The sequence below is a fragment of the Mesorhizobium sp. M0276 genome, assembly GCF_040321755.1.
Classification (GTDB): Bacteria; Pseudomonadota; Alphaproteobacteria; order Rhizobiales; family Rhizobiaceae; genus Mesorhizobium.
Window position 1 is genome coordinate 1 of sequence record NZ_JAMYSC010000010.1, and the last position, 21,533, is coordinate 21,533.

Sequence of the window (21,533 nt, forward strand, 5' to 3'; positions counted from 1 at the left end):
CGACCCCTAAGCTCCTCCCGCGAGCTCTTTCTACAACTATTTATTTGTTCTTCGCCTTTATCTCCATAAAAAACATCAACCCGCCGTTCTCATTATTGTTCAACTTTTATGGTCGACGCTGCCAAAACGGCCCGCAACCGTTGCCCCGAAGAACTCAACGACACGCTTTTCGCATTATTTTCTCAGAAAGTGAATCTCTCGGAATCGTAAGTACTTGCCAGTGAATCAACTCTCTGATTCTCTGTTCGAAAGCGTTTCCTGATTTGAGTCGTTCGACGCGTCACCCGCGTTTTCCGTCTGGGGGGCAACCTGCCGGGAGACTCGGACTCAATGTTGCGGAAAATCTTGGTTTTGGTCCGCCGTGAGAGGGGATACCGGGGAATGAAAAGCAAGCATGTGGCTGTCCTGCTGGGTGGTTTTTCGTCCGAGCGGCCCGTGTCTTTGTCTTCGGGAAAGGCTTGTGCCGATGCGCTCGAGCAGGAAGGTTACCCGGTCACCCGTGTCGATGTCGGGCGCGATGTCGGCTCCGTGCTTGCCGAGCTCAAGCCCGATGTCGTCTTCAACGCGCTGCATGGTCCCTTCGGCGAGGACGGTACCGTCCAGGGCATCCTTGAGTATCTCGGCATTCCCTACACTCATTCCGGCGTGCTCGCCTCGGCTCTGGCCATGAACAAGGAGCAGGCCAAGCGGGTTGCCAAATCGGTCGGTATCCCGGTCGCTGAATCGAAGGTCGCCAGCCGCTTCGCCATTCAGAACAAGCACCCGATGAAGCCGCCCTATGTGGTCAAGCCGGTCAATGAAGGCTCGAGCTTCGGCGTCGTCATCGTGCATGAAGGTCAGTCGCATCCGCCGCAGGTGATCGGCTCTTCCGAATGGAAATATGGCGATACCGTCATGGTCGAGCGCTACATCCACGGCCGCGAGCTGACCTGTGCGGTGATGGGTGATGTGGCGCTGGGGGTCTGCGAGATCATCCCGACCGGCCATTCCTTCTACGACTATGATTCAAAATATGTCGCTGGGGGATCAAAGCACGAATGCCCCGCAAAAGTTTCACCGAATATTTACCAAAAAATACAAACACTGGCGCTTAAGGCTCACCAAGCGATCGGCTGTCGGGGCGTTTCCCGATCGGATTTCCGTTATGACGATCGGCATTCCGAAAACGGCGAGATTGTCTGGCTCGAGGTCAACACCCAGCCGGGTATGACGCCGACGTCCTTGGTGCCTGAAATCGCCGCCCAGGCCGGGCACTCGTTTGGCGATTTGTTAAGTTGGATGGTGGAGGACGCTTCGTGTCTGCGTTGAAATGGGGACAGGGTAAGGAGAGGAGCGCGGCCGAGCCGGCGCTGTTCGGCCTGCCGTTGTCATCAGGCCATTTCGTGCTGCCGCGCGTGCTTCGCCGCCCTGTGCGTATTCTGGCCCGTCTCGGTGTTGGGGAATTCCAGGCGCCGCGCTTTTCCGCGGCGATGATGTCGGCCGTGCTGATCGCCTCGAGCAGTGCCTACGGCGCCTATCTCGGAGGCCACGTCGACGGCATCGTCCAGAGCATCACCGCCCGCACCGGCTTTGCCGTCGACCAGGTCAAGGTGGTCGGCAATCGGCAGACCTCGGAGATCGATATCCTCGACAGGCTCGAACTCGACGGCTGGACGTCGCTGATCGGCTTCGATGCGGCGGCGGCGCGCGAGCGGATTTCCGGCCTGCCATGGATCGAGGTCGCGGCGGTGCGCAAGGTCTATCCGCACACGCTGGAAGTGCGTGTCGAGGAGCGCGCCGCCTTCGCGCTTTGGCAGCAGGGTGACGAGCTGTCCGTCATCGAGAGGAATGGCGCCGTGATCGCGCCGTTCTCGGGCGGCAAGCAGGTGCTGCTGCCGCTGCTGATCGGCACCGGCGCCCCGGCGAGCGCGCCCGACTTTCTGGCCAAGATCGAAAAATATCCCGATCTCGCGAGCCGGATCAAAGGCTATGTCCGCGTCGGAGAAAGGCGTTGGGACCTGAAGCTCGACAATGGCATCACCGTCAAGCTTCCCGAGGATGGCGAGGATCAGGCACTCGCCGAACTCGTCAAGATGGATCATGAGAAGGGCCTGTTGTCGCGCGATATCGCCGCCGTCGACATGCGTCTGACCGACCGGCTGGTCGTGCAGTTGACGCCCGAGGCGGCGACGCAGCGCGAAGCCGCACTCAACGAAAAGCCCAAGAGCCTTAAGCACAAGCCGGAGACGAAGATATGAGCTGGCTTGGCGGTCATGGCGATGCCTCGTCGCGCCGGTCCGGCACCCTGACGGTGCTGGATGTCGGTTCGAGCAAGGTCTGCTGCATGGTGGCCAAGCTGAAGCCGAGTGATGACGGCAAGCTGCTGCGTGGCCGCTCCCACCGGATCCAGGTGATCGGCATCGGCCATCAGAAATCGCAAGGCGTGAAGTCTGGGGTCGTCGTCGATCTCGACCGCGCCGAGCATGCCATCCGGCTTTCCGTGGACGCAGCGGAGCGCATGGCCGGGCTGACCGTCGATTCGCTGATCGTCAACATGACCGCCGGCCGGCTGAAGAGCGAAGCCTTCTCGGCAACCATCAATCTTGGCGGCCACGAGGCCGACGAGGCCGACATCAAGCGCGTTCTCGGTGCCGGCGCCAAGCAGGCGCTGAAGGCCGAGCGCGAGGTGATCCATTCGCTTCCCGTCGGCTTCTCGCTGGATGCCGAGCGTGGCGTGCGTGATCCGCGCGGCATGGTCGGCGACGCACTCGGCGTCGACATGCATGTGCTGACCGGCGACGCCGCTCCGATGCGCAACCTGGAGCTTTCCATCAACCGTTCGCATCTGTCGGTCGAGCGCATGGTGGCGACGCCCTATGCCAGCGGGTTGGCGGCCCTGGTCGACGACGAACTGGAAATGGGCGCGGCCTGCATCGACATGGGCGGCGGCACGACGACGATCTCGGTATTTTCGGAAGGCAAGTTCGTCCATGGTGATGCCATTGCCATCGGCGGCAATCACGTCACGCTTGATATGGCCAAGGGGCTTTCGACCTCGCTCGATGCCGCCGAACGGCTGAAGGTGATGCATGGTTCGGCGCTGCCGGGCAGTGCCGACGACCGCGACCTGGTCTCGATCCAGCCGATCGGCGACGATGGCGACGTGCCTTTGCAGATCCCACGCTCGGTGATGACGCGCATCGTGCGCGCGCGCATCGACGAAACGCTGGAATTGCTGCGCGACCGGTTGAACAAGTCCGGCTACGGCAATGCTGTGGGCAAGCGTGTCGTTCTGACCGGCGGCGCCAGCCAGCTTGCCGGCCTGCCCGAAGCAGCGCGCCGCATCCTGGGGCGTAATGTGCGCATCGGCCGTCCACTCGGCGTGGCCGGCCTGCCCGAAGCGGCAAAGGGGCCGGCGTTCTCGGCCGCGGTGGGGCTTCTGATCTACCCGCAGATGGCGAGCTTCGAGAGCCATCCGGCAAAAGGAATTTCCGGTCTCAGAATGACTGGAACGGGCGGAAAACTGCATCGCATGAGTCAGTGGTTGAGAGACAGTTTCTAATTGACGGGGACAGCCCCATAGGCGGCCGCGGCGGCGAAGCGGCGTGAAAGGCAAAGGACGGAGACAATGACCATCAATCTGCAAAAGCCGGACATCACCGAGCTTAAGCCGCGCATCACCGTGTTCGGTGTCGGCGGCGGTGGCGGCAATGCCGTCAACAACATGATCACCGCCGGGTTGCGCGGTGTCGAGTTCGTGGTGGCCAACACCGACGCGCAGGCGCTGACCATGTCGAAGGCAGGCCGCCTGATCCAGCTCGGCGCGCATGTCACCGAGGGCCTCGGCGCCGGCTCGCAGCCGGAAGTCGGCCGTGCGGCGGCGGAAGAGTGCATCGACGAGATCCTCGATCACTTGACCAACACCCATATGTGCTTCGTCACCGCCGGCATGGGCGGCGGCACCGGCACAGGTGCTGCTCCGGTCGTTGCCCGCGCAGCGCGCGAAAAGGGTATCCTCACCGTCGGCGTCGTCACCAAGCCGTTCCATTTCGAAGGCCAGCGCCGCATGAAGACAGCGGACTTCGGCATCGAGGAACTGCAGAAGTGCGTCGATACGCTGATCGTCATCCCCAACCAGAACCTGTTCCGGCTGGCCAATGACAAGACCACCTTCGCCGACGCCTTCGCCATGGCCGACCAGGTGCTCTATTCCGGTGTTGCCTGCATCACCGACCTGATGGTCAAGGAAGGCCTGATCAATCTCGACTTCGCCGACGTGCGCTCCGTCATGCGCGAGATGGGCAAGGCGATGATGGGCACCGGCGAAGCTTCGGGCGAGGGCCGTGCGATGGCCGCCGCCGAAGCGGCGATTGCCAACCCGCTTCTCGACGAGACCTCGATGAAGGGCGCAAAGGGCCTGCTGATCTCGATCACCGGCGGCCGCGACCTGACGCTGTTCGAAGTCGATGAGGCCGCAACCCGTATCCGCGAGGAAGTCGACCAGGACGCCAACATCATCCTGGGCGCCACCTTCGACGAGGAACTCGAGGGCGTCATCCGCGTCTCGGTGGTTGCTACCGGCATCGACAAGTCGGCGGCTGAAATCGCCGCGGCGCCGATCTCGATCCGCACCGCGCCTCCGAAGCCGGCCAGCCGCCCGGCCGTTGCCGCACCGGAAAGCCGCCCGGCTCCGGTCCAGCAGACCGCGTACGAACCGCGTGCCATCGACCCGGTCGCCGAAGCCATCCAGTTGGCCGAGGCAAATGCCGCGGCCATGGCACAGGCGCGTCCGGCTCCGGTCGCTCACGCCGAAGATTTCCGCCCGCAGAGCAAGATCTTCCAGGCGCCGCCAGCACAGCCGATGCCGCAGCCGGTGGTCCAGCAGATGCAGCCGGCTCCGCAGCCGCGCGAGATGCTGCGCGAAGCCCCGCAGCCGGTTGCCATGGCGCCGCAGCGCATGCCGCGCGTCGAGGACTTTCCGCCCGTCGTCAAGGCCGAGGTGGATGCCAAGAGCCGCCCGGCCGACCACGAGAACAACAGCGGACCGATGGGCCTGCTGAAGCGCCTGACCAACGGACTGACCCGCCGCGAAGAAGAGCCTGCACGGCTGCAGCCGGCGCAGCCACGCGAACCCAAGCTGCGCCAGGCCGCACCCGAAGTGCGCCGTCTCGCCAGCCAGGATGCGCAGCTCTACGCGCCGCGTCGTGGTCAGCTCGACGACCAGGGCCGCCTGACACCGCAGGTGAGGGCGACTCAGGAAGACGATCAGCTGGAGATTCCGGCGTTCCTGCGCCGCCAGGCCAATTGATTGGTAAACGGACTGTAATAGTTGTTAACAGGCAAGCGAGGAATCGCTTGCCTGTTAGCGTATTAAACGATGTGATTTCAATCACTTACAAAGTCGTGCCCATTCCAGTTTGTGGTTACACAGAGTAAGAAACCGTGATTTGGAGTCTCCCTGACGGGACATTATCTTCGCCGCCTACCATCGTCGGTTTGCCAGGATTTCGGGGGAAGTCGCCCTGCTTGCCGATTCACACAAGAGCCGCGCCCTCGGGCTGGAGAAGCGGACCTAGGCATTACGGGCTTATGGGGATTGTCTTGCACGACTATCAGACGACATTGAAGACGCGCGCGTCGCTTACCGGCACCGGCGTCCACAGCGGCAAGGAAGTTTCCATCAGCTTCATGCCGGCGGATGCCGACACCGGCATCGTTTTCCAGCTTTTCAGCGGTGCGGAGCAGGGCCGCGAGTTCCGGGCCTTGGTCTCGGAAGTCGGCGCCACCGACCTGTGCACCATGCTTGGTGATCCCGCCGGCGAGCACATCGCCACGGTCGAGCACATCATGGCTGCGTTGCTCGGGCTCGGTATCGACAATGTCGCCATCGAGATCGATGGTTCCGAGGTTCCGATCTTCGATGGCAGCGCCATGGCGTTCGTCGAAGCCATCGACCAGGCGGGCATCGAGACGCTGTCGGTCAAACGGCGCTATATCAGGGTCATCAAGCCGGTCCGCATCGAGAATGGCGCCTCGTGGGCAGAATTCAGGCCCTATGACGGCACCCGTTTCGAGATCGAGATCGACTTCGAAAGCCCGGCAATCGGCCGTCAGCTGTTCGCCTCCGACCTCAATGCCGATATTTTCCGCCGCGACATTGCGCGCGCCCGCACCTTCGGTTTCATGAAGGACGTCGAGCGGTTGTGGGCCGCCGGCTACGCGCTCGGCTCCTCACTGGAGAATTCGCTGGTGATCGGTGACGACAACCGCGTCATCAACATGGGCGGCCTGCGCTATCCCAATGAATTCGTGCGCCACAAGACGCTGGACGCCATGGGCGACCTGGCTTTGGCCGGCGCCCGCTTCATCGGCTGCTTCCGCTCCTATCGCGGTGGCCACAGGATGAATGCCGCGGCACTGCGCCGCCTGCTGTCGGATCGCACCGCGTTCGAAATCGTCGAGACGACACGCCGGGAGCGTGGCCGCAGCGCCGAGATGAACGCTGTCAACGCGCCGCTCTACGCGCCCTGGATGATCTGATTTTCTTATTTTTTCGTGTTCCATGACAGCCGGCCAGTGTTGCAGGAATGCACCACCCGTCGGTGAAATTGCACCGATGTTCAAGCTGTGTCTGGCCGCCATAAAAATGTGCGATTGGCCGGAGATAGCGTTGCCGGGCAAGGCGGTAATGGTTTATGGCTGCTGCCGTCGATTAGTGCATGGCGCTCAAAAGTGGGGACCAGTTTTGAGACAACGGCATGCATCAGACATTTAAATAACGCCGAAAGGGCGGAATCCAATCATGTTCTTCAAGCGAGTCGGTCAATCGAAAGCGCCGCAGAGGGCTGTTTTCCTGGCGCTTTCGGTGGTTGTTCCATCGCTCTTCCTGTCGGCCTGCATGTCGTCGGAGAAAGACATCGACCTGTCGACCTATGTCGACCAGACTGAACCGGCCGATGTTCTCTACAATCAGGGCCTTGCCAACCTCAACGCCGGACGCCTTCAAGAGGCGAGCCGCAAGTTCGACGCTGTCGACCGCCAGCATCCCTATTCGGAGTGGGCCCGCAAATCGATGGTGATGGGCGCTTTCGCCGACTATCGCCAGGGAAATTACGACGAGGCGATCGGCTCGGCCAAGCGCTATCTCACGCTCTACCCGTCGACCGATGACGCGGCTTACGCGCAGTACATCATCGGCTTGAGCTACTACCGGCAGATCAAGGATGTGACGCAGGATCAGAAGGAAGCGCGTCAAACCGTGCAGACGATGCAGGATCTGGTGACGCGCTGGCCGACATCGGAATATGTCGACGACGCCAAGGAAAAGATCCGTTTCGCCAACGATCAGCTGGCCGGCAAGGAGATGCAGATTGGCCGCTACTATCTCGAGCGCCGTGAATACATCGCCGCCGTCAAGCGCTTCCGCACCGTGGTGGAGAACTATTCCAACACGCGCCATGTCGAGGAGGCACTCGCCCGCCTGACCGAAAGCTATTACGCGATGGGCCTGACCTCCGAGGCCCAGACCGCCGCCGCCGTGCTCGGCACCAACTACCCCGACAGCTCATGGTACAAGGATTCCTACAAGCTCTTGCAGAGCAATGGGCTTGCACCGCGCGAAAATGCCGGCTCGTGGATATCCAAGGCCGGGAAGATGATCACCGGCGCCTGACGCTAAGCAGGCGTCCGGGCTTCGGCAACGCGACGCCCGGTTGGTTTTCTTCTCTTTGCTTGTCGCAGGTTCTTGCCGCAAAACCGCACGACACCTTTGCGGAACCTGCGTAGAGCATTCGGCCCGAAGCGTGCATGGCGCTTTTTCGGATTGATCCGATGCTCAAACAAAAAGATAGTGCGGCGCTGCGACCGCAATTGGTCGCGTGCCGTTCTAGATTCGGGTTCTGATGCTTTCCAGACTGTCGATCCGCGATATCGTCCTGATCGAGAAGCTGGATATCGACTTCCAGCCGGGTCTTTCGGTGCTGACCGGCGAAACCGGCGCCGGCAAATCCATCCTGCTCGATGCCTTGTCGCTGGCGCTTGGCGCGCGCGGCGACGCATCGCTGGTGCGCCATGGCGCGGCGCAAGGACAGGTCATCGCTGTCTTCGACGTGCCGCGCAACCATCCGGCCCGCACGCTGCTTGCCGACAACGCCATCGAGGATGACGGCGACATCATCCTGCGCCGCTTGCAGACGGCGGATGGCCGCACCCGCGTTTTCGTCAACGATCAGCCCTCAAGCGTCACCTTGATGCGCGATGTCGGCCGCGCGCTGGTCGAGATCCATGGCCAGCACGATGAACGCGCGCTGGTCGATCCCGGCGCGCACCGCGAGGTGCTCGACGCCTTCGGCGGCCATCTCGGCGCTGTTCGCTCGACGGGCGAGGCATGGCGGCACTGGCGCGCCTGCGAGCAGGAGCTGTCGCGACACCGTGCCAAGGTGGCGGCGGCCGCGCGCGAGGCCGACTATTTGCGCGCAGCGGTCGCGGAGCTGACAAAGCTCGATCCGCAGCCGGGCGAGGAGACCGACCTCGCAGAATTGCGCGCGTCGATGATGCGGGCCGAAAAGATCGCATCGGAAATCCATGATGCGCAGGATGTGCTGTCCGGCCCGTCCTCGCCCTTGCCGCAATTGGCGAGCCTGCTGAGGCGGCTGCAGCGCAAGGTGACGGAGGCGCCGGGCTTGCTCGATGACGTGGTCAAGTCGCTCGACGAGGCGATGCTGTCGCTCGACGCGGCGCAATCGGGCGTCGAGGCAGCGTTGCGCGCCACCGAATATGATCCGCAACGGCTGGAGAAGGCGGAGGAGCGGCTGTTTTCGCTGCGCGCCGCCTCGCGCAAGCACAGCGTCGCCGTCGATGACCTGGCGCAGCTGCGCGACACGATGGTTGCCGACCTTGCCGATCTCGATGCCGGCGAGGAACGCCTGCACGGGCTGGAAAAGCAGGCCGCAGCGGCCCGCGAGACCTATGACATTGCCGCCGCGCAGCTATCCTCGCTTCGTCATGCGGCGGCTATCGGCCTGACGAAGGCGGTGATGGCGGAATTGCCGGCACTGAAGCTCGAACGCGCCGCTTTTATCGTGGAGATGAAAAGCGAGGCCGAGAGCCGCATGGAAGACGGCATCGACCAGATCGAGTTCTGGGTGTGCACCAACCCAGGCACGCGGCCCGGGCCGATGATGAAGGTCGCGTCCGGCGGCGAGCTTTCGCGTTTCCTTTTGGCGCTGAAGGTAGCGCTGGCCGATCGTGGCTCGGCGCCGACGCTGGTCTTCGATGAAATCGACACCGGCGTGGGCGGCGCCGTCGCGGACGCCATCGGCCAGCGGCTGGCGCGATTGTCGAAGCGCGTCCAGGTGCTCTCGGTCACGCATGCGCCGCAGGTGGCGGCGCGCGCGGCAACCCATTTCCTGATCTCCAAATCCGGTACCACCGACCGTGTCGCCACCGGCATTGCCGAGATGGACCGGCCGGCGCGGCAGGAAGAGATCGCGCGCATGCTGGCCGGCGCCACCATCACCGACGAGGCCCGCGCCGCCGCCGAGCGGCTTCTGCGTGAGAACACCGGCGCTTCCTGACGGCGCTGCTTGGGATCGGGAGTGCTTCCAGCTGGTCAAAATCCGGCGTCCCACAGAGTCAGCATATGGCTCCATCCCGCTGTTTAGGCGTGGTTTTGTCAGAATTTCAGCTCCCGTCCATCCGAATCCTGATCTATTGTCCCGAGCCAACAGCAGCCAGGTGCAAAACCATGTCCGAGAAGCCAGTTGATGCCCTGACCGAAATCGAGGCCGAAGCCGAGCTGAAGCGCCTGGCGGAACAGATCGCCGAGCACGACCGGCGCTACCATACCGAAGACGCGCCTGTTATCACGGACGCCGAGTATGACGCGCTGGCGCGGCGCAATCTCGCCATCGAGGAGCGCTTTCCGGCGCTGGTGCGCGAAGATTCGCCCTCGCGCAGAGTTGGTGCGGCACCGGCGGAAGGCTTTACCAAGGTGCGCCATGCGGTGCCGATGCTCAGCCTCGCCAAGGCGTATACCGACCAGGATGTCATCGATTTCATCGAGCGTGGCCGGCGGTTCTTCGACCGCGACAAGGACCTCGACATCGCCTTCACGGCCGAGCCGAAGATCGACGGGCTGTCGGCTTCGCTGCGCTACGAGAAGGGCATGTTCGTGCAGGGTGCGACGCGCGGCGACGGTGCCGTCGGTGAGGACATCACCGCCAATTTGAGGACGATCGCCGACATCCCTGCGAAACTGAAAGGCTCGGGCTGGCCCGAAATCATCGAGATCCGGGGCGAGGTCTACATGACCTATGCGGAATTCGAAGCGTTGAAGCAACGCTCGGCGGCAGTCGGCGGCCAGGACTATGTCAATCCGCGCAACACGGCGGCCGGGTCGCTGCGCCAGAAGGATCCGTCCGTCACCGCCAGCCGCAACCTCAAATTCTTCGCCTATGCCTGGGGCTACACGACAGCGGATCCTGCTCCGACCCAGTATGATTCGGTACAGAAGTTCGCGGAGTGGGGATTCAAGATCAGTCCTCTGATGGTACGGGCGAAATCGGCCGATGACCTGATCGAGCATTATCATCGGATCGAGGAGCAGCGCTCGGCGCTGGGCTACGACATTGACGGCGTCGTTTACAAGGTCGACCAATTGGAGCTGCAGCGCCGATGGGGCTTCGTCACCGGCGAACCGCGCTGGGCCGTCGCGCACAAATTTCCGGCCGAACAGGCGATGACGACCGTGCTCAAGATCGATATCCAGGTCGGCCGCACGGGAACGCTGGCGCCGGTTGCGCGGCTGGCGCCGGTCACGGTCGGCGGCGTCGTGGTCGAGAACGTCACGCTGCACAATGAGGACTACATCAAGGGCCTGGACAGCACCGGCCAGCCGATCCGCGACGGCATCGACGTGCGCATCGGCGATACGGTGGTGATCCAGCGGGCCGGCGATGTCATTCCGCAGATCGTCAGCGTCGTCATCGACAAGCGGCCGCCCGACGCCGTGCCATACGAGTTCCCGCACACCTGTCCGATCTGCGGTTCGCCGGCGACGCGCGAGATCAACGAGAAGACCGGCAAGGAAGATTCCCGCCGGCGCTGCACCGGCGAACTGATTTGTCCGGCGCAGGCGGTGGAAGGATTGCGCCACTTCGTGTCACGTGGCGCCCTGGATATCGAAGGCCTGGGGGCGGAGAACATAGACACTTTCTTCAATGCGGGATTGATCAAGACTGCCGCCGATATCTTCACGCTCAGGGATCGGCGCCCGGCGGTCACCAGGGCACTCGCTGAACGGCGCGAGGAGCAGGCGAGGCAGCGCGAGGCCGCATCGGGCAAGACGCGCAAGAATGTACGCAGCGTCGAGGATCGCAATTACGAAGGGTTAGACAAGCTGTTCGCGGCGATCGACTCGCGCCGCGAGCCGGAACTCGACCGTTTCATCTTCGCACTCGGCATCCGCCATATTGGCGAAACGACGGCCGCAGTGCTTGCCCGGACGTTCTCGACCATCGAGGAGTTGATCCGCGTCGGCAAGGAGACAGCGGCCGCTGCCGATCCGCACAGTGTCTTCCCGTCGGTCAACGGCATCGGCGACACGGTTATCAATGCGCTGCGCGATTTCTTCGGCAATCAACGCAATGACGACGCGCTCGACGCGCTGCTCAAGCAGGTCAAGCCGAAGCCTTATATCGTCAACGTCTCGGCCGACAGCGAGGTCGCCGGCAAGACGATCGTATTCACAGGCTCGCTGGAGAAGATGACACGCTCCGAAGCCAAGGCGATGGCGGAGCGTCTCGGCGCCAAGGTTGCAGGCTCGGTTTCGGCGAAGACCGATCTCGTCGTGGCCGGGCCCGGTGCCGGCTCCAAGCTGAAGCTCGCCAGCGAACACGGCATCGAGGTGATCGACGAGGACGCCTGGCTGGCGCGGATCGGCAAGGCATGACTGGATCGTTCACCGGCTTCGGCCCCAAAGCCATTCCGTTCCTTAAGGCACTGGATTTCCACCAGAGCCGCGAGTGGTTCCTGGCGAATCGCGACATTTTCGAAAAGGATTTGCGCGATCCCTTCGGCGATCTTGTCGAGACGCTGACGGAGCGCTTCGCGAAGGCCGGCATCGGCCTGCGCGGCGACCGCAAGAAATCACTGTTCCGGATCAATCGCGACGTGCGCTTCGCCAAGGACAAGCGGCCCTACAACCGGCATCTGTCGGCCATCCTGTCGCCCGACGGCACCAAGATGGAGCAAGGGGTGTTCTACGTGCATATCGGGCTGGAGCGCTGCTTTGCCGGCGTCGCCTGGTGGCAGCCGGAGCCGGCGCTGCTGCTGGCGATGCGAAAAGCCATCGCGACAAGGCCGGACGATTTTCGCGCCCTGGTGGCGGCGTTGAAGAAGAACCGTCTTGAACTCGAGACCGAAGGCCGCATGAAGCGCACCCCACGCGGCTTCGAGCATATCAGCGATGCAGATCTGGTCGCCGCTATCCGCAACCGGCATTTTGTCGTCCAGCACCTCATCGATCAGGAGGGAATTCATGAGGCTGATCTGGTCGACGAGCTCGTCGATTTCACCTTGCGTGCCAAGCCGCTGCTCGACTGGGGCCGAGCGATCGAGGGCAAGGTTTCGGAGCATTGGGCCACCCCATAGCCGTTTCGGCTTTCAAGTCGAAGCGAAGGCCGATGCACGGCCTGGTTGCTTTGTGAGTGCAGTTATGCTATGTATTTAGCCATGGTGCTGATTTGCGCCAGTAACCCGCCGCAGAGGCGGGTTTTGCGTTTCGGGTCCTGGCGCCGTCCTGCACAGCCGATGAAGCACAGGCGAGTGCGCCTGTAGGGCGCCAACTGAATCAGGGAATCACACGGCGCGCGTATCGCGGCCTTGCTAGATCAGGACATATCAGTTTCGCTGATTTGTTGGCTCAAGCGAATTCGTCTGACTTTTCAACCGCGCACCCCTAAATACCGGCGCGACGTTAGGAATGTGACATGTCGGCTGAGACCTTGACTACGAATTCCGTGAACAGCGATTTCTGGCAAGGTGTTCGGCTCTCGATGCCTGTCGTGGTGGCGTCGGCGCCGTTCGCGGTGTTGTTCGGCGCGCTCGCCGTCGACAATGGCTTCTCGGTCCTCGAAGCCTTCCTGATGAGCGCGCTGATCTTCGGTGGCGCCAGCCAGATGGTCGGCATCCAGCTGTTTGGCCAGCATGTGGCGCCGTGGTTGATCGTGCTGTCGATCTTTGCCGTCAATTTCCGCCATGTGCTCTATTCCGCCGGCATCGGCCGGCGCATCGCGCACTGGCCCGTCATCAGCCAAGCGCTCGGCTATTTCATCCTTACCGATCCGCAGTTCGCGGTGGCCGAGGCGAGGGCGCAATCCGGCCAGACGGTCGGCTTTGCCTGGTATCTGGGACTTGGACTGCCGGTCTACCTGTTCTGGATCGTCGAAAGTGCGCTTGGCGCGGTGTTCGGCAAGCTTATCCCCGACACGCATGCGCTGGGCATCGACTTCCTGCTGCCGATCTATTTTCTTGGTCTGGTGCTGGGCTTCCGCAAGCGGCCGCTGTGGCTGCCGGTGGTCATCGCCAGTGGCGCCGCCTCGATCATCGCCTACAAGACGGTGGGCTCGCCCTGGCATGTCTCGATCGGCGCGATTGCCGGTGTGCTGCTGGCGGTCATCCTGCCTCCCCACCACAGCGGCGTGAAGGCACGGCCATGAGCACGACATTCTGGATCATCATCGCCGGCGCGATCGCCACCTATCTCACGCGCATTGGTGGGCATCTGGTCATCTCCCGCTTCGACACCATCCATCCGCGCGTCGAGGCAGGCCTCAATGCCGTGCCGGCGGCGGTGCTGACGACGCTGGTGGCGCCGGAGCTGTTGAATGCCGGACCGGCGGAATGGGCAGCGTTGGTCGTCACATCAGTGGTTTCGCTGCGTGGCGGACTGATGTCGATGTTCCTGGCGGGGGCTGCGGTGCTGATCGTCGCTCGGCAGATCGTCGGGTGATCGACTTTTACCTTCGCGATAAGCCACGCATGCGCTTCGTCTAAGCGCCGACGAGCAGGCGAACGCAAACCCTCGTCAGGGGCGCTTCCTGAACATCGCAGCGACCCGGACCACGCCCAGCCAGATCGACTCCGACCTCTCCTGATGGGCGCGGCGTACGGCGCCAGCATAGATGATCTCACGCTGTTTGGGCGTCAGCGCGTTAAGTTCGATGGGCCGACGGCCGAAGGGTTCAGATACCATTTCGATCTCCGTGGCTGGCTGTCTTGATCGGTGCCAACACCGGCAATTTACGTGATGCGATTCATCACATACAATGAATAATCAAGATGTCTTTATTCTCTAGGAGAGATGGATGGACCTGTCGGATCTCCGCATTTTCCGCATGGTGGTGCGCGAGGGCGGAATCACCAGGGCGGCGGAAAAGCTGTTTCGTGTGCAGTCGAACGTGACCACACGCGTCCGGCAGCTCGAAGAAGATCTGGGTGTGCGGTTGTTTATCCGCGAGGGCAAGCGATTGCACGTGTCGCCTGCCGGCCGACGGTTGATCGAATATGCGGACCGGTTGTTGGCGCTTGCGGAGGAGGCCCGAACAGCAGTGCTTGATCCGCGCCCACGCGGCACTCTGCGGCTTGGCGCCATGGAAAGTACCGCCGCGGCTCGACTTCCTGGTCTCCTCGCCGAGTACCACGCATGCTATCCCGAAGTAGAGATCCAACTGCGCACCGGCAACCCGCAGGTTCTCGCGGCCGCAATGCTTGCCGGCGAACTCGACGCCGCGCTCGCAGCCGAGCCAATCGCCGACAATCCGTTCGAAAAACAACCTGCATTTCGAGAGGAATTGGTCATTGTCTCGGCGGCATCGCGCGTTTCAGTCGAGAACCGCCTTGATATGCCCAAAACCATGATTGCCTTTGAACATGGCTGCCCGCATCGCAAGAGACTGGAAGAATGGTATACGCGCCGAGGGTTTATGGCCGAGCAAATCATTGAACTCGGTTCATACCATGCCATGCTTGGTTGCGTGGTTGCTGGTATGGGCATAGCGCTGATGCCGAAAAGTGTGCTTTCGGGTTTTCCTGAAAGCGGCAGGCTGCGGCTGCATGAACTACCTTCGGAAGAAGACAATGCACTCACAGTATTGTTCTGGCGCAAGGGGGCCAGTTCTCCCAATGTTCAGGCTTTGCGGGAGATGCTTGCAAAACAAGGCCCCCCAATCTCAGCCAAAACAGCCACTGCGACTACTGCTTGAGATCGTGCGGCAGCGGCGCCGTCGCTTTCTCCAACCAGGCCAGCGTCTCGCCGTCGAGCATCGGTCCGATCTCGGCCAGCACGCGCGCATGATAGGTGTCGAGCCAATGCAGTTCGTCGCGCGTCAGCAAATCCGATCGCACCAGCCTGGTATCGATCGGCGCCAGCGTCAGCGTCTCGAAGCCGTGCATGGCGATGTCGCCGCCCTCGATCGCTTCGGCCGGCGTGACCAGGATGAGGTTCTCGATGCGAATGCCGTAGGCACCTTCCTTGTAGTAGCCCGGCTCGTTGGACAGCATCATGCCTTCCAACAGTTTCTCGGTGCCGGTGCGGGCAATGCGCTGCGGCCCTTCATGCACGGCCAGATACGAGCCGACGCCATGGCCGGTGCCGTGGGCGAAGTCGCAGCCGTGCTTCCACAGCGCCATGCGGGCGACAGCATCGATTTCCGAGCCGCGCGTGCCGGCGGGGAAGCGCAGTGTGGAAATGCCGATCATGCCTTTCAGCACCAGCGTGAAACGCTCGCGCATCTCCTCAGTCGGCTGGCCGATCGGCACGGTGCGCGTGATGTCGGTGGTGCCGTCCTGATACTGCGCACCGGAATCGAGCAGGAACAGTTCGCCGGCCTTAAGCTTTCGGTTGGTGGCGCGCGATACGCGGTAGTGCATGATGGCGCCGTTCGGGCCGGCGCCGGAAATGGTGTCGAAGGCGACGTCGCGCAGCGGCATCTGGGTTTCTTCACCTGTCTGCCGGCGCGTCTCCTCCAGCCTGGTGACGACGGATATCTCGTCGAGCGAGCCGGGCTTCTGCCGCTCCAGCCAGCACAAAAGCTTCGCCACGGCGGCGCCATCACGGCGATGCGCGGCGCGCGAGCCGTTGATCTCGGCCTGGTTCTTGGTGGCCCGCGGGATGCGGGCGGGGTCGGGTGCCGCAACCACGGTGCCGCCATTGGCCTCAACCAGCATGCGCAGCCTGTCTGCTGCCAGCACCGGGTCGAGCGCGATTTTCGCGCCGCCCTTGGCGAGGGCCACGATCGCCGCTTCGAATTCGCTGGGCTCATGCGGTTCGGCGAGCTGGGTGAGGTAGGCCGCGACCTGACGCGAGAATTTGCGCCGGTCCATGAAAAGCTGGTGCGACCCGTCGGCGGCGAGGATGGAGAAACCAAGCGCCAGCGGCGTGTGCGGCACGTCGCCGCCGCGAATATTGAAGGCCCAGGCGATGGAGGAAGGGTCGGTGAGCACGGTGTGGGTGGCGCCGTCCTTGGCGATCGCACTTGCCAGCCGCGCCAGCTTGTCTTTGGCCAATTCGCCGGCAAAGCCGATCGGGTGAAGCTCGACGGGGGCCATCGGCGCCTCGGGCTGGTCCTTCCAGACGATGTCGATCGGGTTCCTGTCGAGCGGCACCAGCACGGCGCCTGACTTGTCGGCCGAGGCCTGCAGCGCCTTGACGTCGCTGATCGTGTGCAGCCATGGGTCGAAGCCAAGCCGCGCGCTCTTGCCGAGGTTGTCCTTGAGCCAGACGGCGGGCGGGTTATCGACCAGGCTTTCGATTGCAAAAATGTCGAGATCGACCTCGCCGCGCACCTGCAGCGTGTAGCGCCCATCGACGAAGACGAAGGCGCGGTCGCGCAGGACGATGGCGACACCGGCCGAGCCGCTGAAGCCGGTCAGCCATTTCAACCGCGCCGAACGTTCGGCGACATATTCACCCTGGTGCTCGTCGGCGCGCGGCACGATGAAGCCGTCCAGCCCATTGGCTTCAAGCCATTGGCGCAGCAGCGCCACGCGCGGTTTGCCGACGGCCGGGTCGCCCGCGGAATCGAAGGTCTGGAACATGGTGGCCTCCTGCAGTCAGTACAACCGTAGCGTACGGTCGCGGAAACCGGAATCGATTTCCGGCAGCGGCAAATTGCTACGGCATCAATTGACTGACAACCGGCGGACCTTGGTCCAAGCTCGTTCTCGGCTTCAATGTTTGAGGTGGATGGTCACCCAGCCTTCGCGATGCAGGGTTCTGACATGCCGGAAGTTCTGGCCGACATAGGCCGAGACGACGGCATCGCGCTGCCGCTCGAGGATGCCCGACAGCACGATCGAGCCACCGAGGGCGATGTGATCGGCCATTAGCGGGGCCAGCCGCATCAGCGGCCGTGCCAGTATGTTGGCGACGATGAGATCGAAAGGCGCGCGTTTGCCGAAGATCGGGTGGTGAAAGCCTGGAGCGGTGACCGTTTCCACCAGCGCCTTGACTTGGTTGAGCCGCGCATTGGCGGCCGCCACTCTCACCGCCACCGGATCGATGTCGGTGGCCAACACGGGAATACGCGCCAGCTTGGCGACAGCAATTGCCAGCACAGCACTACCAGTGCCGAGGTCGAGCGCGTTGCGCGGGTGCTCGCGCCGGACCACTTTTTCCAGCATTTCCAGGCAGCCGGCCGTGGTGCCGTGGTGGCCGGTGCCGAAGGCGAGGCCGGCCTCGATCTCGATTGCGAACTCGCCGCTATGGCGTTTTTTGCGATCATGCGCGCCGTGGACGAAGAAACGGCCGGCGCGCACCGGCTTCAGCCCTTCCAGCGAGCGTGACACCCAGTCGATGTCAGGCAGGCTCTCGCGCTCGATCGGCTTCGACAGCGAAAGCCCGGCAAGGACGTCCTTCAAGCGGGCCTCGACCGCATCGACGTCGCCATCGGCGTAGAGCGACACTTCGTGGATGTCCTTGTCCTCGTCGACCTCGAGCAGGGCGATCGGCAGGCCTTCATCCTCGAAGGCCGCCTCGAGCGCCGCGAAAATGCGGATCGACTCGATCTTTCCGATGGAGAAGTAGAGGCGCGTCTGGGTCATGAAATCGTGATCAGCTCTTCGCCGCCAGCCGCTTCAGTTTGGTGATGGCCGTTTCCGAACTTTCGCCATAGGCGATGGTGCCGGCAAAGTCACCCTTGGCGTTGAGCAGCAGCACCGAAGCGGTGTGGTCCATCGTGTAGTCGCCGTCGCCGGTGTCGACCTTCTTCCAGTAGATGCCGAACGACTTGGCCATCGCATGGACCTTGTCTGGATCGCCGGTGATGCCGGTGATCCGGTCGGAGAAATTGCTGACATAGGCGTTCATCACCGCTGGCGTGTCGCGCTCCGGATCGACCGAGACGAAATAGGCGTGCAGGTTCTTGCCGTCGTCGCCGAGCGACTTCAGCCAGCCGGCCAACTCGAACAGCGTGGTGGGGCAGACCTCGGGGCAATGGGTGAAGCCGAAGAAGACGACGCTGGGCTGGCCCCTGAAGGCAGCTTCGGTGATCGGCGCGCCTTTCTGGTCGACCAGGGTAAAGGCGGCGCCGAAAGGCTCGCCGCCATAGTGGCCGCGGTACCAGTCGAAGGTCAGCCAGCCGATGCCGGCCGCCATCAGGACGAGAATGCCGATCAGGATAGAACGCATCATCAGTAAGGTCCGTCTTGCAATTTCTTCGGCGTGCCGGCCAAAACCAGGCGAGCCCTTGGTTCGGCGAACAGTCTTAGCGGTTTGACCGGGTACACGCAAAGGTGCCGCGTTGACGCAACCGGCCATGGCGGATGCGGCGTTTTCATCCGGTGCCGCCGCTTGCAATGCCGTGCTCTTCGCCCCACCTGAGACCGGCAAACTCGAACCCCGGAGGCTACCTTGCAAGGATCGATTGGGCGAAAACTGGTCGGTGGCGCCTTAGCCATGTGCCTTGTCCTCGGCGCCGGTGCGGCCCTTGCCGAAGAAGTCGGCAAGGTCGGCGTCGACTGGCTCGGCAACGACATCATCGTCGAGGCGATCAAGGATCCGAAGGTGGACGGCGTGACCTGCCACGTCTCCTATTTCGATCGCGGCATCATCGATCGCCTGCACAAGGGCAACTGGTTCGAGGATCCGTCCGATTCCTCGATCTCCTGCCGCCAGACCGGTCCGATCATCATCGGCGACATCGACATGAGCGAACGCGGCGAGGAAGTGTTCAAGCAAGGCATCAGCCTGATCTGGAAGAAGCAGGTGGTGAACCGCATCTACGACAAGCCCAACGAGACGCTGATCTATCTCTCGCATTCGCGCCAGGTGCAGAACGGCTCGGCCAAAATGTCGGTCACCACCGTGCCGCTCTACGGCCAGAACGTGGTCTGGAGCAAAGGCAAGCCTCAATAGGGGCTTCAGCTCTTTCGCGGAACCGGTAGACGGACGATTGGTCCCGCTTGCGGGACCAATCGCTCTGACGTAAAGCCGCCGGCATGGATCGTTCCGAAAATCTCGTCCCGAAGGATTCCGAGCCGCGCATCCATCCGACCGCGGAACTGAAGGCGTGCAGGCTCGGCCGTTATGCCTCGATCGGCGAGCGGGTGGTGCTGCGTGAGGTGAGCGTCGGCGACTTCTCCTATTTCGAGCGCCACTCGGAAGCGATCTACACGACGATCGGGAAATTCTGCTCGATCGCCGCCAACAGCCGCATCAATGCTCTGGAACATCCCATCGAGCGGCTGACACAGCACAAGGTCAGCTACCGGCCGAACGAGTATTTTCGCTGGCTGGGCGTCGATGCTGCATTCCGCGCACGGCGGCAGGCGAAAGCAGTCACCATCGGCCACGATGTCTGGATCGGCCATGGTGCGGTGATCATGCCCGGCGTCACCATCGGCAATGGCGCCGTCATTGGCGCCAACGCGGTGGTGACACAGGACGTGGCGTCCTATGCAATCGTTGCAGGCGTGCCGGCGAAGGCGCTCAGATCTCGCTTTCCGGCCGTCATCGCGGCCCGGATCGAAGCTCTCGCCTGGTGGGATTGGCCGGTCGAAAAGCTCGCCAGAGCGGTTCCCGACATGCAGGCAATGCCGATCGAGGCATTCCTTGACCGCTGGGAAAACGAGGGGGCCTGACCTTCCGCAGATGCGGCTCAGTTGGCGGCCAATCGACGCCCGAGGCTTAACGGATCGGCGTCTCGCCACGAAACAGTGGCTGGTGCGCCCGCATCAAGGCGGCAATCCGGTCGGCGACCTTTCGTACCGGCGGGGAGTGACGTTCCTCATGATGGGTGACGATCCATTGGTCGGTTTCGAGTTCGGGGATAGGCTGAGCGACGCGAACCAGCCGCGGGTCGCCGTCACCGACGAAGCAGGGAAAGACCGAAAGGCCGGCGCCGGCGGCCACCAGTTCGCGCACCGAATGGGTGTTGTTGCCGCGCACGGCGATGCGGTCGCCGTGATGGGCTTGTAGCCAGCGCGCCGAGGCAATGTTCGCCCCTTCGCCGGTGACGCCGACGAACAACCCGGCGGCGATGCCGTTGATCAGGTGGCGCCCGGAATAAATGGCGTGGGCGACCTTGCCGCTCTGACGGCCGGCCAGCCACTGCTCGGTCGGGCGGTCGCTGCGGATACCGATGTCGGCGTCACGGCGACCGATGTCGACCCGGTCGGTGGTGGTGACGAGCTCCACCCTTATGCCGTCGTCGACCGTCCAGATCTCGCCGATATGGGTGGAAATGAAGGCCGAAGTCCACGGCCCGGCCGACACACGGACAATGCGGTCGGGCAGGCTTCCTTCGCGCCAGCGGGTCAGCGACTGCATTGCTGCCTCGACGTCTTCGGCGCGCCGCAGCAGTTCTTCACCGACCGGGGTCAGCCGGTAGCCGGTCTGCTGACGCACGAACAGCGGTTCACCGATTTGCCTTTCGAGCGCGGTGACGCGTCGTCCAAGGGTGGCTGCGCTGAGGCGCGTGGTTCCTGTCGCTGCGCTCAAGCCACCCAGCCGCGCAACGACGAGAAACAATCTTAGATCGTCCCAGCCGATGTCCATTTTGCAGAAATGAAAAACTCCTTGCGACCGTGGCTGTAGCGCGAAGCCGGCATCACGCGCAAGTATGCAGGCATTGGAAGCATTGGACAATCCTGCTTGGCAGGATGGCGATAAGCGCGTCGGCTGGTTGACGAGCCAGCGCAATCCTTTCGATCTCGCATACGCTTCGCGCAGATGCTTTGCGCTTTCGACCAACCCGAGCGCGCGGCCACTTTGCGCGCCAAAGGAGACGATCATGTTGTATGAACTTCGATTCCATTTCGCCCGCTGGCTTGCCTATCGCCGGACGCTTGCGAGCTTGAGGCGGGCCCCGGACAGCACATTGGCGGACGCCGGCATTTCTCGCGAAGAGATCCGCGAGCGTGCCCGCCACGCCAGCTTGCGACTTTGAGACAATGGAGGCGGGCAGATGATGGTGCTTTGGGAAGATCGCTCGGTACCACGCATCGGGATCTGGCGGTCGTGGTGCCGTCCGGCGCTTCAGGGGAACCGCTCTGCG

Annotated in this window: 20 protein-coding genes; 15 read left to right on the forward strand and 5 right to left on the reverse strand. The window is 62.9% G+C overall.

The genetic code is table 11. The features are described from left to right. The first annotated feature begins 381 nt into the window (after positions 1 to 381). The 11 genes from NKJ01_RS09900 to NKJ01_RS09950 all read left to right on the forward strand — a co-directional run bounded on the left by NKJ01_RS09900 (position 382) and on the right by NKJ01_RS09950 (position 13,990). Positions 382 to 1,308 carry a D-alanine--D-alanine ligase gene (locus tag NKJ01_RS09900; RefSeq protein ID WP_023757013.1) on the forward strand — a complete coding sequence of 309 codons (927 nt, stop codon included), beginning with the start codon at positions 382 to 384 and terminating at the stop codon, positions 1,306 to 1,308. Further along, complete coding sequence (locus NKJ01_RS09905; RefSeq protein WP_023757014.1) at positions 1,296 to 2,237, forward strand: cell division protein FtsQ/DivIB; 942 nt, start codon at positions 1,296 to 1,298, stop codon at positions 2,235 to 2,237. The genes NKJ01_RS09900 and NKJ01_RS09905 overlap by 13 nt, the downstream gene beginning before the upstream one ends. Further along, a complete protein-coding gene (gene ftsA, locus NKJ01_RS09910; RefSeq protein WP_023757015.1) occupies positions 2,234 to 3,541 on the forward strand; it encodes a cell division protein FtsA in 1,308 nt (435 codons plus the stop codon). Before NKJ01_RS09905 ends, ftsA begins: the two co-directional genes overlap by 4 nt. 66 nt (positions 3,542 to 3,607) lie before the next feature. Continuing rightward, positions 3,608 to 5,287 (forward strand): cell division protein FtsZ, encoded by a 1,680-nt coding sequence (gene ftsZ / locus NKJ01_RS09915; protein WP_023757016.1) that lies wholly within the window; start codon positions 3,608 to 3,610, stop codon positions 5,285 to 5,287. Positions 5,288 to 5,568: 281 nt separating this feature from the next. Then, positions 5,569 to 6,519: a UDP-3-O-acyl-N-acetylglucosamine deacetylase gene (lpxC, locus tag NKJ01_RS09920; RefSeq protein WP_352727615.1), complete on the forward strand. Its 951-nt coding sequence runs from the start codon at positions 5,569 to 5,571 to the stop codon at positions 6,517 to 6,519. A gap of 262 nt (positions 6,520 to 6,781) precedes the next feature. Next, complete coding sequence (locus NKJ01_RS09925) at positions 6,782 to 7,651, forward strand: outer membrane protein assembly factor BamD (RefSeq protein ID WP_023757017.1); 870 nt, start codon at positions 6,782 to 6,784, stop codon at positions 7,649 to 7,651. A 229-nt stretch (positions 7,652 to 7,880) separates the two neighbouring features. Beyond that, positions 7,881 to 9,554 carry a DNA repair protein RecN gene (gene recN / locus NKJ01_RS09930; RefSeq protein WP_352727616.1) on the forward strand — a complete coding sequence of 558 codons (1,674 nt, stop codon included), beginning with the start codon at positions 7,881 to 7,883 and terminating at the stop codon, positions 9,552 to 9,554. 170 nt (positions 9,555 to 9,724) lie between these two features. Next, a complete protein-coding gene (gene ligA, locus NKJ01_RS09935) occupies positions 9,725 to 11,929 on the forward strand; it encodes an NAD-dependent DNA ligase LigA (protein WP_352727617.1) in 2,205 nt (734 codons plus the stop codon). Beyond that, on the forward strand, positions 11,926 to 12,630 hold the full coding sequence (locus NKJ01_RS09940) for a DUF2461 domain-containing protein (RefSeq protein WP_352727618.1): 705 nt from the start codon (positions 11,926 to 11,928) through the stop codon (positions 12,628 to 12,630). The genes ligA and NKJ01_RS09940 overlap by 4 nt, the downstream gene beginning before the upstream one ends. Before the next feature lie 338 nt (positions 12,631 to 12,968). Further along, positions 12,969 to 13,697, forward strand: a complete 729-nt coding sequence (locus tag NKJ01_RS09945) for an AzlC family ABC transporter permease (protein WP_352486308.1) — start codon at positions 12,969 to 12,971, stop codon at positions 13,695 to 13,697. Further along, positions 13,694 to 13,990: an AzlD family protein gene (locus tag NKJ01_RS09950; RefSeq protein ID WP_352727619.1), complete on the forward strand. Its 297-nt coding sequence runs from the start codon at positions 13,694 to 13,696 to the stop codon at positions 13,988 to 13,990. Before NKJ01_RS09945 ends, NKJ01_RS09950 begins: the two co-directional genes overlap by 4 nt. A gap of 75 nt (positions 13,991 to 14,065) precedes the next feature. On the opposite strand, the gene NKJ01_RS09955 is transcribed toward NKJ01_RS09950, so the two are convergent. After that, positions 14,066 to 14,233: a hypothetical protein gene (locus NKJ01_RS09955; RefSeq protein WP_352727620.1), complete on the reverse strand. Its 168-nt coding sequence runs from the start codon at positions 14,231 to 14,233 to the stop codon at positions 14,066 to 14,068. A gap of 112 nt (positions 14,234 to 14,345) precedes the next feature. Between NKJ01_RS09955 and NKJ01_RS09960 the strand changes: the two genes are divergently transcribed. Continuing rightward, positions 14,346 to 15,242 (forward strand): LysR family transcriptional regulator, encoded by an 897-nt coding sequence (locus NKJ01_RS09960; RefSeq protein WP_352727621.1) that lies wholly within the window; start codon positions 14,346 to 14,348, stop codon positions 15,240 to 15,242. Here the strand turns inward: NKJ01_RS09960 and NKJ01_RS09965 are convergent. The 3 genes from NKJ01_RS09965 to NKJ01_RS09975 form a co-directional block, all read right to left on the reverse strand. Beyond that, positions 15,232 to 17,076 (reverse strand): aminopeptidase P family protein, encoded by a 1,845-nt coding sequence (locus tag NKJ01_RS09965; RefSeq protein ID WP_352727622.1) that lies wholly within the window; start codon positions 17,074 to 17,076, stop codon positions 15,232 to 15,234. The two genes, NKJ01_RS09960 and NKJ01_RS09965, sit on opposite strands and share 11 nt — an antisense overlap. Before the next feature lie 132 nt (positions 17,077 to 17,208). Continuing rightward, positions 17,209 to 18,081: a 50S ribosomal protein L11 methyltransferase gene (locus NKJ01_RS09970; RefSeq protein ID WP_352727623.1), complete on the reverse strand. Its 873-nt coding sequence runs from the start codon at positions 18,079 to 18,081 to the stop codon at positions 17,209 to 17,211. A 10-nt stretch (positions 18,082 to 18,091) separates the two neighbouring features. Continuing rightward, a complete protein-coding gene (locus NKJ01_RS09975) occupies positions 18,092 to 18,670 on the reverse strand; it encodes an SCO family protein (RefSeq protein ID WP_352727624.1) in 579 nt (192 codons plus the stop codon). A gap of 264 nt (positions 18,671 to 18,934) precedes the next feature. On the opposite strand from NKJ01_RS09975, the gene NKJ01_RS09980 reads away from it, so the two are divergent. Together NKJ01_RS09980 and NKJ01_RS09985 are read left to right on the forward strand one after the other, a co-directional pair. Beyond that, positions 18,935 to 19,393, forward strand: a complete 459-nt coding sequence (locus NKJ01_RS09980) for a CreA family protein (RefSeq protein WP_352727766.1) — start codon at positions 18,935 to 18,937, stop codon at positions 19,391 to 19,393. A gap of 83 nt (positions 19,394 to 19,476) precedes the next feature. After that, positions 19,477 to 20,118, forward strand: a complete 642-nt coding sequence (locus NKJ01_RS09985) for a DapH/DapD/GlmU-related protein (RefSeq protein ID WP_352727625.1) — start codon at positions 19,477 to 19,479, stop codon at positions 20,116 to 20,118. A 46-nt stretch (positions 20,119 to 20,164) separates the two neighbouring features. On the opposite strand, the gene NKJ01_RS09990 is transcribed toward NKJ01_RS09985, so the two are convergent. Next, entirely contained in the window at positions 20,165 to 21,034 is an 870-nt protein-coding gene (locus tag NKJ01_RS09990; RefSeq protein ID WP_352727626.1) for a LysR family transcriptional regulator, read from the reverse strand. 235 nt (positions 21,035 to 21,269) lie between these two features. Between NKJ01_RS09990 and NKJ01_RS09995 the strand changes: the two genes are divergently transcribed. Continuing rightward, positions 21,270 to 21,425 (forward strand): YjiS-like domain-containing protein, encoded by a 156-nt coding sequence (locus tag NKJ01_RS09995; RefSeq protein WP_352727627.1) that lies wholly within the window; start codon positions 21,270 to 21,272, stop codon positions 21,423 to 21,425. Positions 21,426 to 21,533: the final 108 nt, after the last annotated feature.

Excerpts from the sequence above, each read along its gene's own strand:
- NKJ01_RS09900 (WP_023757013.1), top strand. The coding sequence starts at position 382 with ATGAAAAGCAAGCATGTGGCTGTCCTGCTGGGTGGTTTTTCGTCCGAG.
- ftsA (WP_023757015.1), top strand. The coding sequence starts at position 2,234 with ATGAGCTGGCTTGGCGGTCATGGCGATGCCTCGTCGCGCCGGTCCGGC.
- ftsZ (WP_023757016.1), top strand. The coding sequence starts at position 3,608 with ATGACCATCAATCTGCAAAAGCCGGACATCACCGAGCTTAAGCCGCGC.
- lpxC (WP_352727615.1), top strand. The coding sequence starts at position 5,569 with ATGGGGATTGTCTTGCACGACTATCAGACGACATTGAAGACGCGCGCG.
- NKJ01_RS09925 (WP_023757017.1), top strand. The coding sequence starts at position 6,782 with ATGTTCTTCAAGCGAGTCGGTCAATCGAAAGCGCCGCAGAGGGCTGTT.
- recN (WP_352727616.1), top strand. The coding sequence starts at position 7,881 with ATGCTTTCCAGACTGTCGATCCGCGATATCGTCCTGATCGAGAAGCTG.
- ligA (WP_352727617.1), top strand. The coding sequence starts at position 9,725 with ATGTCCGAGAAGCCAGTTGATGCCCTGACCGAAATCGAGGCCGAAGCC.
- NKJ01_RS09940 (WP_352727618.1), top strand. The coding sequence starts at position 11,926 with ATGACTGGATCGTTCACCGGCTTCGGCCCCAAAGCCATTCCGTTCCTT.
- NKJ01_RS09945 (WP_352486308.1), top strand. The coding sequence starts at position 12,969 with ATGTCGGCTGAGACCTTGACTACGAATTCCGTGAACAGCGATTTCTGG.
- NKJ01_RS09950 (WP_352727619.1), top strand. The coding sequence starts at position 13,694 with ATGAGCACGACATTCTGGATCATCATCGCCGGCGCGATCGCCACCTAT.
- NKJ01_RS09955 (WP_352727620.1), bottom strand. The coding sequence starts at position 14,233 with ATGGTATCTGAACCCTTCGGCCGTCGGCCCATCGAACTTAACGCGCTG.
- NKJ01_RS09960 (WP_352727621.1), top strand. The coding sequence starts at position 14,346 with ATGGACCTGTCGGATCTCCGCATTTTCCGCATGGTGGTGCGCGAGGGC.
- NKJ01_RS09965 (WP_352727622.1), bottom strand. The coding sequence starts at position 17,076 with ATGTTCCAGACCTTCGATTCCGCGGGCGACCCGGCCGTCGGCAAACCG.
- NKJ01_RS09970 (WP_352727623.1), bottom strand. The coding sequence starts at position 18,081 with ATGACCCAGACGCGCCTCTACTTCTCCATCGGAAAGATCGAGTCGATC.
- NKJ01_RS09975 (WP_352727624.1), bottom strand. The coding sequence starts at position 18,670 with ATGATGCGTTCTATCCTGATCGGCATTCTCGTCCTGATGGCGGCCGGC.
- NKJ01_RS09980 (WP_352727766.1), top strand. The coding sequence starts at position 18,935 with ATGTGCCTTGTCCTCGGCGCCGGTGCGGCCCTTGCCGAAGAAGTCGGC.
- NKJ01_RS09985 (WP_352727625.1), top strand. The coding sequence starts at position 19,477 with ATGGATCGTTCCGAAAATCTCGTCCCGAAGGATTCCGAGCCGCGCATC.
- NKJ01_RS09990 (WP_352727626.1), bottom strand. The coding sequence starts at position 21,034 with ATGGACATCGGCTGGGACGATCTAAGATTGTTTCTCGTCGTTGCGCGG.
- NKJ01_RS09995 (WP_352727627.1), top strand. The coding sequence starts at position 21,270 with ATGTTGTATGAACTTCGATTCCATTTCGCCCGCTGGCTTGCCTATCGC.